12 protein-coding genes are annotated in these 16,849 nt (G+C 37.9%); 3 read left to right on the top strand and 9 right to left on the bottom strand.

What is annotated here, in order from left to right:
* Positions 1-115 precede the first annotated feature (115 nt).
* From dgt to rocD, 4 genes are all read right to left on the bottom strand, one after another.
* On the bottom strand, positions 116-1,459 hold the full coding sequence (dgt, locus tag COCH_RS07510) for a dGTP triphosphohydrolase (protein WP_015782605.1): 1,344 nt from the start codon (positions 1,457-1,459) through the stop codon (positions 116-118).
* Between the two features lie 13 nt (positions 1,460-1,472).
* A complete protein-coding gene (gene yidD / locus COCH_RS07505) occupies positions 1,473-1,682 on the bottom strand; it encodes a membrane protein insertion efficiency factor YidD (protein ID WP_002680684.1) in 210 nt (69 codons plus the stop codon).
* A 68-nt stretch (positions 1,683-1,750) separates the two neighbouring features.
* Positions 1,751-2,560: an enoyl-ACP reductase FabI gene (locus COCH_RS07500; RefSeq protein WP_009751608.1), complete on the bottom strand. Its 810-nt coding sequence runs from the start codon at positions 2,558-2,560 to the stop codon at positions 1,751-1,753.
* Between the two features lie 119 nt (positions 2,561-2,679).
* Positions 2,680-3,924 carry an ornithine--oxo-acid transaminase gene (rocD, locus tag COCH_RS07495; protein WP_015782604.1) on the bottom strand — a complete coding sequence of 415 codons (1,245 nt, stop codon included), beginning with the start codon at positions 3,922-3,924 and terminating at the stop codon, positions 2,680-2,682.
* Positions 3,925-4,330: 406 nt separating this feature from the next.
* Here rocD and COCH_RS07490 point away from each other — a divergent pair, with 406 nt between their 5' ends.
* A complete protein-coding gene (locus COCH_RS07490; RefSeq protein WP_009418655.1) occupies positions 4,331-4,804 on the top strand; it encodes a hypothetical protein in 474 nt (157 codons plus the stop codon).
* 299 nt (positions 4,805-5,103) lie between these two features.
* On the opposite strand, the gene COCH_RS07485 is transcribed toward COCH_RS07490, so the two are convergent.
* Together COCH_RS07485 and COCH_RS07480 are read right to left on the bottom strand one after the other, a co-directional pair.
* A complete protein-coding gene (locus COCH_RS07485; RefSeq protein ID WP_009751611.1) occupies positions 5,104-5,514 on the bottom strand; it encodes a hypothetical protein in 411 nt (136 codons plus the stop codon).
* A 147-nt stretch (positions 5,515-5,661) separates the two neighbouring features.
* Positions 5,662-6,900: a sulfate adenylyltransferase subunit 1 gene (locus COCH_RS07480; protein WP_009751621.1), complete on the bottom strand. Its 1,239-nt coding sequence runs from the start codon at positions 6,898-6,900 to the stop codon at positions 5,662-5,664.
* 1,108 nt (positions 6,901-8,008) lie between these two features.
* On the opposite strand from COCH_RS07480, the gene fmt reads away from it, so the two are divergent.
* Entirely contained in the window at positions 8,009-8,959 is a 951-nt protein-coding gene (fmt, locus tag COCH_RS07475) for a methionyl-tRNA formyltransferase (RefSeq protein ID WP_009418640.1), read from the top strand.
* A 57-nt stretch (positions 8,960-9,016) separates the two neighbouring features.
* Here fmt and COCH_RS07470 read toward each other — a convergent pair whose 3' ends face one another.
* From COCH_RS07470 to COCH_RS07460, 3 genes are all read right to left on the bottom strand, one after another.
* Positions 9,017-10,144, bottom strand: coding sequence for an aminotransferase class I/II-fold pyridoxal phosphate-dependent enzyme (locus COCH_RS07470; RefSeq protein ID WP_009751640.1), 1,128 nt, complete (start codon positions 10,142-10,144; stop codon positions 9,017-9,019).
* Between the two features lie 12 nt (positions 10,145-10,156).
* Positions 10,157-12,187, bottom strand: a complete 2,031-nt coding sequence (locus tag COCH_RS07465) for a recombinase (protein WP_015782603.1) — start codon at positions 12,185-12,187, stop codon at positions 10,157-10,159.
* A 143-nt stretch (positions 12,188-12,330) separates the two neighbouring features.
* Complete coding sequence (locus tag COCH_RS07460) at positions 12,331-15,207, bottom strand: TonB-dependent receptor (protein WP_015782602.1); 2,877 nt, start codon at positions 15,205-15,207, stop codon at positions 12,331-12,333.
* Positions 15,208-15,487: 280 nt separating this feature from the next.
* On the opposite strand from COCH_RS07460, the gene COCH_RS07455 reads away from it, so the two are divergent.
* The gene (locus COCH_RS07455; protein WP_015782601.1) at positions 15,488-16,807 is read left to right on the top strand and encodes a sugar MFS transporter; all 1,320 of its coding nucleotides are present in this window, start codon (positions 15,488-15,490) and stop codon (positions 16,805-16,807) included.
* Positions 16,808-16,849: the final 42 nt, after the last annotated feature.

Below are 16,849 nucleotides of genomic sequence, written 5' to 3'. Positions count from 1 at the left end.
TCATTGCGGTTGCAAAGATACTACTTTTTTTATTACCTGCAAATTTTTAGAGCGTTTTTTTAAACTTTTTTTAATCTTTCTTTATAATATATCTGATAATAAACATATTAAAGTATTAAATATTAAAGGTTGTATTGGCTGTTTTTAGATGTAATTCCACTGCATTACTATCGGTAAGGCTTGCGATATAACAAGTAATGCCCATTACCTTGTCATATAACGAGCCTTTTTTACGATACCTTTCAGGTAACTTTTTAAGCAAAAGTTTATCAAATGATGTCTCACGTCCGTTTTCTTGATTGATAATAGCCGTAAAAAAAATATCTAATAAATGTTGTAAAACCACATAACCCGATACTTCTTTTTCTACAACCTCATCGGATTGATATATACGTTCCACACTACAATCTATTACATCAGTGATTTGGTGACGATATTTACTATCATATAAAAGCGACTGGTGAAATTCTCCTGCCAAGATTGCATCTTCATTTTGCAAGAAAATATCAGTAGCATCTTGTATCAAAGCTCCTATAGCAACTGCACGTAAATAAGCAATACGTTCTTCTTTAGTTTGTAGTTTGCTATATTTATGAGTATTTATCTTATCTGAAATGATACCACCTAAATACTCTAAGGCTACATCTTCGCCTATAAGCCCTAAGTTGATACCGTCTTCAAAGTCTATAATAGTATAACAAATATCGTCGGCTACCTCCACCAAGAAAGCTAAGGGATGACGTGCATAACGCAATTCACCATTTACACTATTAGATTTTAGTCCTAAAGTTTCAGCCACCTCTTTGAAGAATTTTTTATCGCCTTGGAAAAAGCCATATTTCTTATCAGCTATACGGTCAGTAGGACGTACAGGTAGTGATTCTTTAGGATACTTAGTAAAAGCTCCTAAGGTAGCATAAGTAAGCCGTAAACCTCCCTCTGCCCCCAAACGTGTTTCGTTAAGAATTCTAAAACCATTGGCATTCCCTTCAAAACTACACAAATCAGCATACTCGGCTTCTGTGAGTAAATGTTTGATAGCAGTTCCTTTTTTGAATTGAAAAAACTCTCCTATAGCCTTTTCACCACTGTGTCCAAAAGGTGGATTACCAATATCGTGTGCTACCGCCGCCGCTGCAATAATGGCTCCAAAATCGTTTGTTTGGTAACCCAATTCGCGCAAGTGAGGATATTTGGTGAGCACGTGTTTACCCACAGCACGCCCCAAACTACGCCCCACTACCGACACCTCAATACTATGTGTAAGACGTGTGTGTACAAAACTTGTTTTTGAAAGTGGAATTACTTGTGTTTTGTCTTGCAAGCTACGAAAAGCACTTGAAAAGACCACACGGTCATAATCCATATCAAAACTGAGTCGTGTTTCATCTTCATTTTTTCGCAAACGAAGACTAGTATCACCATATTTATTAAGAGAGAGTAAGTTTTCCCAAAGCATTTTTATTGTTTATTTAAGGTACGGGGTCATAGCCACTTCCTCCCCAAGGGTGGCAACTACATATACGCTTAATAGCCAACCAGCCTCCCTTAAAAAAACCGTACTTTTGCAAGGCTTCTAAAGTGTATTGCGAGCAGGTAGGGGTATACCTGCACGTAGGAGGCTTAAGTGGCGAAATGGCTACTTGATAAAAGCGCACTAAATAAATGAAAAGATACTTCATTTCATTAGTTATTAGTCAGTAGTTATTAGCCGTTAGTTTTCTAACTACTAACAACCAATTTCTAACTACTACTTAGTAAATCGTTCAATTACTTCGTTGCTTACACCAGTATTAGAGAAGCCTCCATCGTGGAAAAGGTTTTGCATCGTTACTTTGCGAGTAAGATCGGAGAAGAGAGATACCGTATAATTGGCACAATCTTGAGCGGTGGCATTACCCAGTGGCGACATAGCATCGGCATAGGCAATAAAACCGTCAAAACCTTTTACGCCTTGTCCTGCAGTAGTAGCGGTAGGTGATTGTGAAATGGTATTCACACGCACTTTCTTGTCTTTACCAAAGAAATAGCCAAAACTACGCGCAATAGATTCTAAGTAAGCTTTGTTATCAGCCATATCGTTATAATCAGGGAAGGTGCGTTGTGCTGCCATATAGGTAAGTGCTACAATACTACCCCATTCGTTCATCGCATCGTTCTTATAAAGCACTTGACATACTTTGTGAAAAGAAAGCGCTGAAACGTCCCAACCTTTTTCAGTGTTCACATAGTTAGACTCGGTATAAGGAATGTTTTTGCGCACGTTTACCGACATACCGATAGAGTGCAACACAAAATCCAACTTACCCCCTAAAATCTCCATAGCTTTAGTTACCAAGTTTTGGAGATCGTCCATATTGGTAGCATCGGCAGGAATAATTTCAGAGCCTGTTTTTTCGGCTAAGTTTTTTATTTGTCCCATACGCATTGCTACGGGAGCATTGGTAAGTACAAACTTACCACCTTCTTCGTGTACACGTTCTGCTGTTTTCCAAGCGATAGAATTTTCGTCTAAGGCACCAAAGATGATGCCTCTTTTTCCTTTTAATAAATTATACATAATTTTTTCTTTTATAAAATGAATTTTGTTCCTATGGGGCAAATGTACAAAATATTTCTGTATAAATAAAAAGCTACCTGATGTTTTAGGTAGCTTTCTATCTGTAACAATATAGTGTATTACTTTTCAAGCGCTTTTAAAGCATTGATAATAATAGCAATACATTCTCTTAATTCCGTTTCATTCATTACCAATGGCGGAGCAAATCTAATGATATTGCCGTGAGTAGGTTTAGCTAGCAACCCATTATCGCGCATCCTTAGACAGATATTCCAAGCAGTGTCACTCTCTTCGGTATCGTTGATAACCACCGCATTTAGGAGACCTTTACCACGCACTAAGGTAGCTATGTTCGAGGTTTTGATATAGTCGCCGATTTCTTTGCGGAAAATCTCACCTAAACGAGCGGCATTTTCAGCCAAATGTTCATCTTTTACTACCTGCAAGGCTTCAATCGCTACGGCTGCTGCCAAGGGATTGCCTCCAAAAGTACTACCGTGTTGCCCAGCTTTAATCACGTGCATAATACGGTCATCAGCAAGGACAGCACTCACGGGATATACACCTCCGCTAAGGGCTTTCCCCAGTACCAATATATCAGGTTTTACATTCTCGTGGTCTACTGCTAAACGTTTTCCGGTACGCGCTACTCCTGTTTGTACCTCATCGGCGATAAAGAGTGCATTATACTTTTGGCATAAGGCTTTTGCTCCGCTTAAATACCCCTCAGAAGGAACGTATACACCAGCTTCACCTTGTATAGGTTCTACTAAAAAGCCTGCTACTGTTGCTTTATTATCAGCAAGAACTTGTTCCAAAGCGACTAAATCGTTGTAAGGAACGGAAACAAAACCAGGTGTATAAGGTCCAAAGTTCTTACGCGCATTTTTATCAGATGAAAAAGATACAACTGTAGTGGTACGCCCGTGGAAGTTCTGGTCGCATACGATGATGATGGCAGCGCTTTCAGGCACCCCTTTCTGTTCGTAAGCCCATTTGCGACATATTTTAATAGCTGTTTCTACCGCTTCAGCCCCTGTATTCATCGGGAGGACTTTCTCGAAGCCAAAATACTCGGTTACGTACTTTTCATACACTCCGAGCTTATCGTTGTAGAAAGCGCGAGAAGTGAGTGTAAGAGTTTGCGCTTGGTCAGTAAGTGCTTTGATGATACGTGGGTGGCAGTGACCTTGGTTTACGGCAGAGTAAGACGAAAGGAAATCGTAGTAGCGTTTGCCTTCGACATCCCACACATATACCCCTTGCCCTTTGCTGAGCACTACGGGTAGCGGGTGATAGTTATGTGCACCGTACTGATTTTCGAGTGCCATTGCTTGTTCTGAGGTTAATTTATGTGTTATCATATATTTTGTTATATACTTTTAAAGAAAAAAATAATATTCATCTTATCACAAAGCTTTATTTTCATATTTACTTTGTCTAATAGTAATTTTTCTATCTGTAAAAATCTTAGGCAAAGATACAACAATAAATTAAATAATCCTATATATTCATATAAAAAAGAAGTTTGACACCTAAATCTTTTTTATATGAAACAGTTTATATCGTTTTATATTTGTAGTATTTTTCTTCTCACAGAAATAATTTTGTAGTATTTCTTACTTTTGAACGATAATCTTATTACAGTATTAACTATTGATTTTCTTTGCATTAGCATTAATTTTTTATATTTATAGAAAAAGATTTTTCATAAAAATTTCTTTTTATAAAAAAAATATTATACCTTTGCCTCGATAAAAGATCATAATTATGACAGATACAGTATTACAACCCAAAGGTACAGACGTAAAAACAGATACGGAAGTACAACTGACAGGTGCACAACTACAACAAATGCTTGATGCTCACTGTCAAGATATGAAAGAAGGAATGCCAGGATTTCTTTTTTATGGAATTTTGAGCAGTACTGATGGTTCTATCTTAAGCAAAGCTTCTGCTAATGACGAAGCTTCAAAGATAATTGAGCAAGGCTCTGCTTTTCATCTTACTATTGTTAATCAAGTAAAGAAAGTGGTAGATAGCAATGATGCTTTAGGAAAGTTGGAGTTAGATTACATTCTTATTGAAACAGACAAAATTACGTTTATGTTGATGATTTCAGCTTTAGGAAAATTCTTTTCTATCACCGCTTTAGATAGAGCTAAATCAAATATTGGTATTTCAAGAGCTTTACTTTACAAGTGCAAAAGAGAGTTTGGAACATTATTAGACGACTTTTTTTAGTATTTTTTTTAACAGAAGAAATTGCAGATTGTTTGCTTTGTGCTCTTTTTATATCAATTAAAGTATAAAACTTTTCATAGGATTTGATTATTAGATCATCATTCAGATCTACGGTAGTGTATTGCTATTTTTATCAATGAGAATAATAGTTCTTGAAAGCATCACATACTATAAAAGAGAAACTAATTTTAACTTGTTGTCTTATTTTAGTGAAGTGCAACATATTTTCCAGAAAAAACAAAAAAGCACAAATTTAGAGTGCCTAAATTTGTGCTATGAAGATATTATTTAATATCTTTTTAAAGCTGTTCATCTAATACTATTGCAAAGGGTCTACTTTTTTCAATCAAACCTCTCGCTATTGCTAAATTAGCTTTTTCTCTGTCTAAGGCTAAGAGAATAAAAAATTTTCCTAAATTCGAAATTCCAATTACATAGGTGATTTTATTGGTTTCGATAAGAGTACTATGTGTTTCTTTAATGTCTAATGATTCACTTAAGGCAACCACACTTTTTACTTGTGCTACAATAGTTGAAAAAATAGGAGCGGTTTCTTCTGCAATTGTTGAAAATTCTGGACTGGATGAAGCTTTTGCCATAATAGTTCCTTCAGCAGAATTAAGAATTCCACAAAATAGAAATCCTGGCAAATTAGCTTTCATATCTGAGCAGAGTTTGTTAAGTGCTTCTTGTAATTCTTTACCTGTCATAAATTTAATTTTTTATATGTTATTCTGATGCAAATATATGTATAATATATACAACTATCTATTTTTTAACATTATTTAATGTTATTTATATATACTTTAAGCTTTTTCACTTGAATTATTGTGAAATAAAACAGAAAAATAAACGCATTAATATATCATCACAGCTCCTACGGTAGCGTTGCTGGTTTCATCGATGAGGATAGCACTACCCATTGGAGGATTGCTTTGGAATGCATCGTATACTAATGGGGAAGCCGTTTTGAGTCGGATTTTTGCGATTTCATTGAGTTTTACACTTTCTACACCTTCAGTTTGGTTGAGGGTATTGACGTCTATTTTATACTCTATTTCCTTCACAATTGCTTTTACAAGTTTACTACGCTGTTGCAATAAGTATTTATTGCCTTCGCGCAATTCGCGTTTATCCATCCAGCATACAATAGCCTCGATATCTTGTCCTTGCTGAGGCTCTGCTCCTTGTTTGGCAAAGTAGTCGCCACGAGAAATATCGATATCGTCTTCGATGTGTAGTACTACTGGGTCACCTGCCTTTGCTTCTGCCACTTCTTCGCCGTTATACTCTATCTTACTGAGCTTTGTAGTAATACCTTCCGGTTCTACTATTATCGCATCACCTTTGCGATAAGTGCCCGAAATGACTTCTCCTGCATAACCGCGGTAATCGTGTAAAGCTTCGGTTTGTGGGCGTATTACGTACTGCACCTGAAAACGAGGTTGGTCATAGTTGTTTTTGGTAATTTCTACTGTTTCCAAAAAGTCTAAAAGCGAATTGCCTTTGTACCAAGGCATCGCCTCAGTGGTATTCACGATATTATCGCCTACAAAAGCTGAAATAGGGAAATAGTGCACGCTCTTCAATCCTAAACGTTTGGCAATCTCTTCGTACTCTTGCTTGATATTGTTAAATACCTCTTCGCTATAACCTACCAAGTCCATTTTGTTTACGGTTACCACTACCTCTGGGATATTGAGCAGGGAGGCGATGATTGAATGGCGACGAGTTTGTTCGGTTACGCCATTGCGAGCATCTACCAAAATGATTATGAGCTCGGAATTAGAAGCCCCCGTAATCATATTGCGGGTGTATTGGGTATGACCAGGAGCATCGGCGATGATAAATTTGCGTTTGGGAGTAGCAAAGTAGCGGTAGGCTACATCGATAGTAATCCCTTGTTCGCGTTCAGCACGGAGCCCATCGGTGATGATAGCGAGGTCGATACCATCGTCGTTCTTATTTTTTGATTGTTGTTCCAATGCTTCGAGCTGGTCGGCTAAAATACTTTTGCTATCGTATAACAATCGACCTATAAGGGTACTTTTACCGTCGTCTACGCTACCTGCGGTGATAAATCGTAATATATTCATTTGCTTTATTTCTGTTGAGTAAATATAATTTGGTGCAAAAGTACAAACTAATTGGCAAATTAGCAAATTTGGAACTTAGTAAATGGAGCGCTTGTATTTAAAAACCTAACCCCCGTTCCCCCTTCCCAAAAGGAAGGGGGGCAATCCGCAAAAGCGACTTTCTAAAGAGAAAACATCTAATATTCTCTACTATTTTTTTGTGGTTTATTAATAAAATATAAGCCTATTATTTTAAAAACGAATGCCGTGCTGAGTAAATGGGGCACGAACTACAAGAAATGCAACAGCAGAGGCGGACTTGTAGAACGGAGGTCAGACAGGTGGGAGGTGCGAGTCACACGGGCGATAGAGGGTTAGAGCTATCGGAAGAAAAAAGAGAAGTTCGAAAGTGAGTTAAGAGTGATTCTGATAAGAAATGGTCGTTAGGAGGGTATGGTTAGCTTATAGGGAGCTTATAGGAAGCTTATACGAATCTTGGACGATTGGTATAGAAAGAGTATATAAAAAGTTGATTAACACTATGATACAACAATGATAAAAATGTTAAAAACGGGGTTTCGAGGCGAAAGAAAGGGAAAAGGCAATAGGCCTTAGGCCATAGGCACTAGGGGGGAGTGTGAAGGAAAAGAGAATTGACGGGTCGGGAAATTAGAGAATTAGAAAATTTGGAAATTAGCAAATGGAGTGAGAGGTTCTGGACTATAGGTCATAGGCACTAGGAGAAAGTATGACGGAAAGAGAATTGACGGGTGGGGAAATTAGAGAATTAGCAAATTTGGAAATTAGCAAATGGAGTGAGAGGTTCTGGACTATAGACCATAGACACTAGGTGAGAGTATGACGGAAAAGGGGAAATTAGTGACGGGAAAGGCGAATGAAAAATAGAATTTTGTTATATTGAATTGATGTTATTTAACTCTAAGGGGCGAAAGAAGAACCAATAATAACTCGTATTAAAAGTTTTACTACAAAAAACTTTACTATTAGTACCAAATTTTATACTTTTGCGCAAAATAAATCAAAGCTAAAAACGAGCTCATCGCTTAACTGAAATAAGAAAATGAGCCTCTGAGACAATTAAAAGATTATAAGGTAAAAGGTAAAAAAGATGACAAGTGATAAAATGAGAATTGTATTTATGGGGACACCTGACTTTGCGCTGGCGTCGCTAAAAGCATTAGTAGAGAACCATTACAACGTAGTAGGTGTAGTAACGGTAGCCGATAAACCTTCGGGACGCGGACAGAAGCTACACCAGTCGCCGGTGAAACTCTATGCCGAAAGCAAAGGGATACCGGTATTACAACCCATAAAACTAAAAGATGAAACTTTTGTAAATGCACTGAAAGCCTTACAACCCGATTTGCAAATAGTAGTAGCCTTCCGTATGTTGCCCGAAGTGGTATGGCGATTACCTAAATACGGCACATTCAATCTGCACGCCTCTCTTTTACCTAACTATCGTGGAGCAGCCCCCATCAACTGGGCAATTATCAACGGGGAAAAGGAAACAGGGGTAACGACTTTCTTTATAGACGAGAAGATTGATACGGGAGCTATTATCGCACAAGAGGTTACACCTATTGAGTCTCACGAAACAGCGGGCACCTTACACGACAAACTAATGGTGCAAGGTGCTGAATTGGTACTGAAAACCGTAGATAGCATTGCAGAAGGGACTTGCACTACCCAACCACAAAACAAGGAAGTAACCTTTGCCGAAGCTCCTAAGATATACAAAGAGACTTGTAAGATAGATTGGCAAGCGGAAGGAATGACAATAGAGCGTTTAGTGAGGGGAATGAGCCCCTACCCTACTGCGTGGACAGCGTTTGTACAAAAAGGAGAAGTACTAAATGTAAAAGTATATGATGCTATTTTCGAACCTGTCTCTCATCAATATTCTATTGGGGAACTCTTAGTAGGTAAAAAAGGACTGCGTGTAGCTGTAAAAGATGGTTATATACAGCTATTAGAATTGCAATTACCTGCTAAAAAACGTATGAAAACCAATGACTTGCTGAATGGATTCAGCTTTGATAATACCACAATACTATAATGACGAGTTGTAGCACGACAGGCAATTAAAAAACTTTGGTGAAAATTGATTCTCTAATCAGATAATTGACAAACTGGCTAATTGGCTCATTAACTTTTCGATTTCTTGTTCGGTATTAAAACTGTGCAAGCATATTCTCAGGCGTTCTTGTCCCGCAGGTACGGTGGGTGCTAAAATCGGTAATACGCCTATATCTTGGGCTTGTAGTACTTTGGCAAGTGCTTTCACTCGTTCATTGCCTGCTACTACTATGGCTTGAATAGCCGAATCAGAAGGAATAAAACCCTGTATTTTGTATTTGGCAATTTGCGTTTTAAAATACTGTATATTATGATGCAGTTGTTCTATTGATTTAGTTGTCTGTAAGGTCTCATATCCTGCCCTAATAGTTGCCACACTATGTGGACTCATAGCAGTAGTATATATGAAAGAGCGTGAAAAGTTCACTAAATACTGTATCACCTCATTTGAAGCTAAGACAGCAGCTCCGTGTGCTCCCAAGCCTTTCCCGAAGGTAACGATGCGGGCAAAAATTTCTTCTTCCACCCCCAATGCTTGCACCAATCCACAGCCGTGTTTGCCAAATACTCCTATGGCGTGAGCTTCGTCTACCGCTATATAAGCCCCATACTGCTTTGCTAATGTTACCAAACGCACCAAATCAGGACTATCACCGTCCATTGAAAAAACTGTTTCAGTAACGATGAGCACCGTTTTATCAGGGAAAGCAAACTTTTTTAAGAGCTTTTCTAAATCGTCTAAATCATTATGTTTAAACTTATAGGAGTTGGCTAAACTCAGTGAAATACCGTCGCGTATAGAAGCGTGGCTGTAACTATCGTATAAAATAATATCACCTCGCCCTACGATACAGGAGAAGAATCCCACATTGGCATCATAGCCCGAATTGTACAAAAGAGCTGTTTCGGCGTTATGAAAATGGGCTATATAGCTTTCGGTTTCGGAAAAGATAGGCAAGTTACCCGAAAGCAATCGCGATCCTGTAGCCCCGTGAGGTGCTGTTTGCTGAGGGAGTAATTGAGAGATGCGTTTAGTAATCTCAGAATTTGTACTGAATCCTATATAATCATTGGAGTAGAAATCAATAGCAAAATGGCGTTGTTTGAGACTGCGTAAGGCATTATGAGCTTCACGTTCAGCTAATTTTTCTTTGATGTGTTTCATTTGAATATTCTTTTATTCTTTCTCCTTTACAGGAAAGAAAAAGGCTCTAGGATGTGTTTTAAAGGCTCTCCATACGCAACGACCTAAATATTTTAGTTCTGAAGCAGGTACTTCACGAGAACGCAAGGCTATCCATAGCGACAGACCAAAACTCACAATAAAGTTACCTAAACCGATGATGCCTATCCCTAAGATACACCAAAGGATATTCTCTAAGCTAATGATAAAATTCATACCATACAAGCCATAAGCTAAATTACCACTGGCAAAGGTGATGTGGCGTATATCGATGGGCAAACCGAAGAAATGACCTATTGCCCACGCACTTCCCATAAAGACTCCAAACCAAATATTTGAGACGACACTCGGCCATTTTTGTTGCATCCAGTTAGCAACGCGTTGCATACGTACTTTACCAAAGAAGCCTTTAAGAAAGGGGTGTTCGGAAAGACGATAATAGAAGTTGTTAAAGTTATTTACACTAGCTACGTTGCCTGCTATAATACCCGATAAGAACAGAAATACCCCTGCAATACAAGCGTGCAAAAATACAGGGGTGTGCCATATATTCAGGTCTTCCAAGAGATGTAAACTTTTTTTAGTAGCGATATTGTAACCACTGAGGTAACTCATTCCTATCGCCAAAAGCATAGACACAGGAAAAGCTCCAAACACATTGCCTACAAAGGCGATGAACTGCGAACGGAACAAACGTGTAAAGAGTGCTGAGAATTCGGTGTAGTGTTTCTGTTTTTCTTTATTGTTATCGTTGTCGCTGAGGCTCTCTAAAGTCTTGGCAATCGTGGAAGCCGTCATCGCAGGTTGTTTGGTAGCCAAAGTAGACCCCGTGAGGTAGATGAGCACAAAACCAATAGCGTAGTTAAAACTGTAGTTCAGCGCACGGAAAAAATCACTTTGGTCGGGTTGCATCGACATATAGAGTTTTACCAAACACATAAACCCCACGATAACGCCACCCCACAAAGCTGTTTTGAGCATCTTGAAGTACTCACCGGTAGTAGAAGTAATATAGTGTTCACCCGTCTTTCCGGTATAGTTCGTAATCTCGTAGGTGATGTTATAAACACTATCATCTATCAGCTTTCGAATATTGTTCTTCTTAGAATTAGTTTTCACCATATCTAAGTAGAAGGCAATCGTTTTTTCACATTTATCAGCTTCTTTTTCTATAAACAGGTAGTTATAGAGTCGCTTGATGCGTTTTATTTGCTGACGAATGAGCAAAAGAGTTTGGTTCACACTAAAACTCACCCCATATTTAGAAGTATTAGCATCAGCTTTGTTTACGAAATCCTCACACTGACCAACTAGTATATTCAGCTGTTTATAATCAAGTTCGTGGTCTTGTATATATAGATAAGGGTTATCTTCCTTGGAAAGAGTACGTGCAAGATTGTTCAGCTCATCGTCGAGAGCGATAAAGGGACTATTGAGGTGAGCATATTCAGGCACCATACGGCGCACATCAGTTTGCAAGGCGAGCCCTCCCATACGTTGTGAGAGAATCATTATCGCCAAAAGGATTTGCTTGGAAGTAGTTTTGCTCTCACTATCCTCATAGAAAGTAGATACAGCAAGAATATCAAAGAGTTCTTTCCAGTTATCTAAAGGAATTTGATGTACCCACTTCACATCGGAAGGACGGTAGAAGAGTTGGTTGAGTACGTATTGTATATTCTCTTCCGAAGGCTGGTCGGGCAAAAGCTGACGACTGATACGACGACGCAATTCTTTGAAGAAAGAAACACTGTTAAGCAGACCAGCATCAGTAAAAAGAATTACTTTTTGTTTATTAGCAAATACGTTATGGAGTTTTTCCTTGAAGAAAGCGATGCTATCAGATTTGTGTTTGATTTCAGCGATGAGTTCATCGATATTGAGAGGAGACTTTTTATTTTTACTTTTACGACGAAAGTAGTTCACTACATCAAACACGAAGTCAATATCTTCATAGTCTGATGAGTGCATATAAGTCTCAAAGATTTCATAAATAGATTTATATTCTTTTGCGAATCGCAACATATCTTACAGTGAATAATTAAGAATTGATAATTAACAATGAGGGAGCAAAGATATGAAAAAATTGTCAATCTGCTAATTTGTTAATTAAAAAAGGCTGCCCGAGTAGGACAGCCTTTTGAGTTCTTATCTTTTATTTTTACTTATTAGAAGTTGTAGCGTACTCCGAAGCTAAAGGTACGACCTTCGCCAAAGTACACTTGGTTTCTCACATCGATACCTTGGTAAGTTTTACTACTATCAGTGGTGTGAATACTTGTATATGATTCAGCGATGTAATAAGTATCTAATAGGTTATAGGCGTGAGCTGAGAAAGTGAGACGTTGCTTATCAGTAAGTTGCCATCTATAAAAAGCAGAAAGGTCAAACAAATGATAAGCAGGTAATTTTATAGCTCCTTTTTCAGCTACTGTTTTTTCAGAAAAAGTACCAATATTCAAATTAGCATATAAATTATCTATATAGCGCCAATCGATATCAAAATTCAAATTCTTAACGGGCAGTGCAGTTAATCCCAAAGAAGCTGTTGTTTGAGCTGTTTGTCCTACTTTTGCTTTATCTAAGTATAGTTTAAGCTCTGCAGCCCTACCAACAGGCACCTCATTTCCTTGTAAGTCTATAGCATTACCATTCTCATTCAAAAGAGTTCCTGAGGCATCGCCTTTGTAATACCAGTCACCAAATGAGAACATACCATTTAGTTTTAAGTAATCAGTAATAGTAGCTTTGAAATCTACTTCCACCCCATTGTGTATTTCTTGAACACCCAAAATATTTGCATAGCCTGTATTACTGCCACGTCCTCCTGAAGAACTTCCGAAAGTGTAAGTTTGACGAAGGAATCTATCTTTCCAAGTAGTGTGATAAAGGTTTAAATTACCACTGAAGAATTTAGATTTAAAACCATATCCAGCTTCTACTCCAAATATCTTTTCATTGGTAAGCGAAGGATTTAAATAGTTTAGATTGTTAGGATATACAGCGTTGAAGAAAGGTTGCTTAGAATAATATCCTATGTTAGCATACACATTATGCTGTTCGTTGATATTATAATTCACTCCTCCTTTGATATTATAACCTATCAAGTTTTTAAAACCTGTTTTAGTATACATTACCGAATTAGGATTTGTACTTATAGCGCGTGAAACTCCATCTTTCAAAAAGTTATCAATACGTTGGTATGACTGCATAGAGGTAGAACCTTGTAAGAAAGCTGAAAAATGATCGTCAGAGTATTCTAACTGTGAAAAAAGTCCCATCCATTTCACTTCCCCTTCACTACTATAACCTATACGATTTTCAAGAGGTTCTACTTTCTGGAAAGGATTCCAAGAGGGCTTAGTAGATACCGCAGAACGAATTACGGTAGGGGTTGCCAAATTCTTGTTGTTATTTCGTGTATTATCAGTATAACTATCGTTACCCAACAAATCAGTTACTACTTGGTAGTGATAACCATAGTAATAACGACCATCAAGCCCCATATTAATAGTGAAGTGATCATTAATCTGGTGTTGCAGGTTGGTAAGGATACCATACCAGTCGTGTGAGTTTACTGAGCCATTTAAGGTAAAACCTTCACCATAACCTGTAAAAGCTCGACCTCCACCTGGATTAGCAATTGTTACGTTCTTTCCTGCTTCTCTTGGGTGTTGCATAGGGAGTAAATCATCTACTGTCTCTCCGTTGTTATAACGCACCACTTTATCGAAATCTATCTGTCCATCATCTCTACGGAAAGAATTTAAATAGTTTTTCTGAAGAGAATAGGTGGTTGTACCACTAGCAGTAGTTTTCGAAGAGATTGAATGTGCCACCCCCGATGAACTTGTTCCCATACCACGTCCTAATGATGCATATACTACAGTACTAAGGGAAGTACTTTCATTGATATTCCAATCCCAATTGAGCATTGCTACTGGTTTGTGATAAACATTTTTCTTAATGGTGTGTTCTTCACCATTTAAGTATCCCCAATCTGAATTATAGCGACGGTTGGGTTTGTCTTCTGAACCATATTTCTGATAATCAGAAATTAGCGGACTTATATTACGTTGGTTATGCCATTGTGGAGCCCCTGTGAAGGTAAATTGGAAACTATGTTTTTTAGAAGGTTCATAACCTAACGCAAAATAGTAGCTATAGCCATCAAACTGAGTACCATCTACATATTTCCGTCCTGCATTTTTGCTGAACAACACAGAAGCCGACCAACCAGTAAGACTCTTTCCTGTATTGTAAGAAACCGTACCTTTATATTCTTGATTAGTACCATAGTTGAAAGATATATTCCCTCCTTCTTGCATATCCGAAGCACGCAAAATGAAATTCATAGTACCACCTACCGATGCAATCGCCAACTTAGATGCACCGAGCCCACGTTGTACCTGCATTGCGGAAGTTACATCTGAAAGCCCTGTCCAGTTACTGAAGTATACGGTACCACCTTCCATATCGTTTACAGGCATACCATTAACCATTACAGCCACATTCCTACTGTCAAAGCCTCGAATATTGATTTTAGAATCACCAAAGCCTCCTCCCCCTTTTGTAGCATAAACAGAAGGAGTTCTATTGAGCACTTCAGGAAGTTCACGTGTGCCTAATTTTTCTATAATTTCGGTAGCTTGAATAGTAGATACCGCCACAGGTGTTTTACGCTCTTGTGCAATGTCTAACAAGGTGCTTTTACCTGTTACAATTACCTCTCCTAGGGTTTGTTGGTCGCTTGTAAGGGTAATTCGCACGTGCGCTTTACCATTCACAAGTTTATACGAAACTGTCTTGGTAACATATCCAAGATAAGAGAACTCTAAGGTTCCAGTAGGTGAGTCTACATTCAAGGAATACTTACCGTCCATATCAGTAGAAGCCCCTTTGGTAGTCCCTTTAACCAAAACATTTGCTCCCATTAACGGAGCGTTGTAATCACCATCAATTACTTCACCTGTAATAACTCCTTGCTGAGAGTAAAGCATTGATGTGAGAAAAAGTACGGCTACATTTAAAAACCAGCTTTTCATTATATTAGTTAAATTAGTTACGAATGGTTATGGTCAGTAGTGAGCTAAGTAGTACTATTTATTCGGAGCAAAGTTACTAACTTTTTTGATATCCCCCAACAGATTTGTCAAAATATTTTCTAACATATTTATTAACAAGGAGTCTACTTACACTTAAAACACTAATTACAAGTATGTTGTACGCTTAAAGTTATGTATACAGCAAAAATAAAGTGTTAAATTTTAACTATTTTTTAATCTTTTGTAGTAGATTTGCGCTCTAAACCGAGCTTATACAGCAATGAATAGACAAAAGAAACATACCCAAGCCTTTATTTTGGTTGCACTTTTATTCTTACTTTTTGGAGGTTTAACAGTGCTCATACAGCTTTTATTACCTCATCTTCGTGATGTGTTTCAGTTGCATTATTCCGATGCAGCCTATATTCTTCTATCTTTCTTCTTGTCTTACTTATTTTTTTCTATCCCTGCAGGTTTTATTCTCACTAAAATAGGTTATCAGCGAGGCATTATCTTAGGTCTTTTGCTCATCTCCTTAGGTGCTTTGCTCTTCTATCCTGCTGCTGGAGAACGTTTATATTGGGTATTTTTAACTGCTATCTTCGTATTAGGCTGTGGCGTTACTTTCCTACAAGTGGCTATGAACTCTTATATAGTGATTTTAGGCGACGAAGCCACTACACCTCGCCGGCTCACTTTCTCTCAAGCTTTCAACGCCATAGGCACTACTATTGCTCCTATATTTGGAGCCACTTACTTACTGAGCAACGAAATAAAAAAAGATGCTGAAATAGAAGCCTTAGACACTACAGATAAGCTTATTTATTTCCGTGAAGAAGCCTTTTCAATACAATTACCTTTTTTGTATATAGCCTTATGGGCACTTGCTTTAGCATTTGTTTTTGCAGTAGTTAAATTACCTTATGCTTATAGAATAAAAGAAGAAGTAAATAAAGACAGTTATTGGAATCTTCTCAAGAAAACTCCCTTACTGTTGGGGGCTATAGGTATTTTCTTGTATGTAGGTGCTGAAGTAGTGATAGGAAGTTACGCAGTAAACTACTTCATCGATATGAACATCACTAAGGATATTTTAGAGAACTCTTCTATGTGCTTTATTGTAGAAACGCTTGGCTTATTGGCAGGGAAACCTCATCTAACCTCAGCCGATCCGAAGGCTGTTATAGCTGTTTTTCTCACTTTCTACTGGGGAGGTGCTATGTTAGGACGCTTTATCAGTGCTTATCTCATTAAGTGGATTGCTCCCGCCAAAGTTCTCATTGCTTTTGCTATAGTTGCCATCTCTCTTATTTTGTTTTCTATCAATACCGGTGGTTTGCTCTCAATGTGGGCTTTATTAAGTATCGGTCTCTTCAACTCTATGATGTTCCCCACTATTTTTGCGCTTGCTTGTGAAGGAATAGGCGAACTCAAAACTCAAGCTTCAGGTATCCTTTGTACGATGATTGTCGGTGGCGGACTTTTGCCTATTCTGTACGGTTCCCTTACTGATTATATAGGTTTCCGCTTAGCATTCCTAACCTTAGTAGTTTGCTACGGTTATATCGCTTTCTTTGGCTTTTACAAAAGCAATAAATAATTATTATTAATGGTTAATGGTCAATAAAAAAACTTTGTCAGA

Origin of the sequence: Capnocytophaga ochracea DSM 7271, from assembly GCF_000023285.1 — a bacterium.
GTDB classification, from domain to species: Bacteria; Bacteroidota; Bacteroidia; order Flavobacteriales; family Flavobacteriaceae; genus Capnocytophaga; species Capnocytophaga ochracea.
This window is presented reverse-complemented; position numbering and strand designations above follow the sequence as displayed.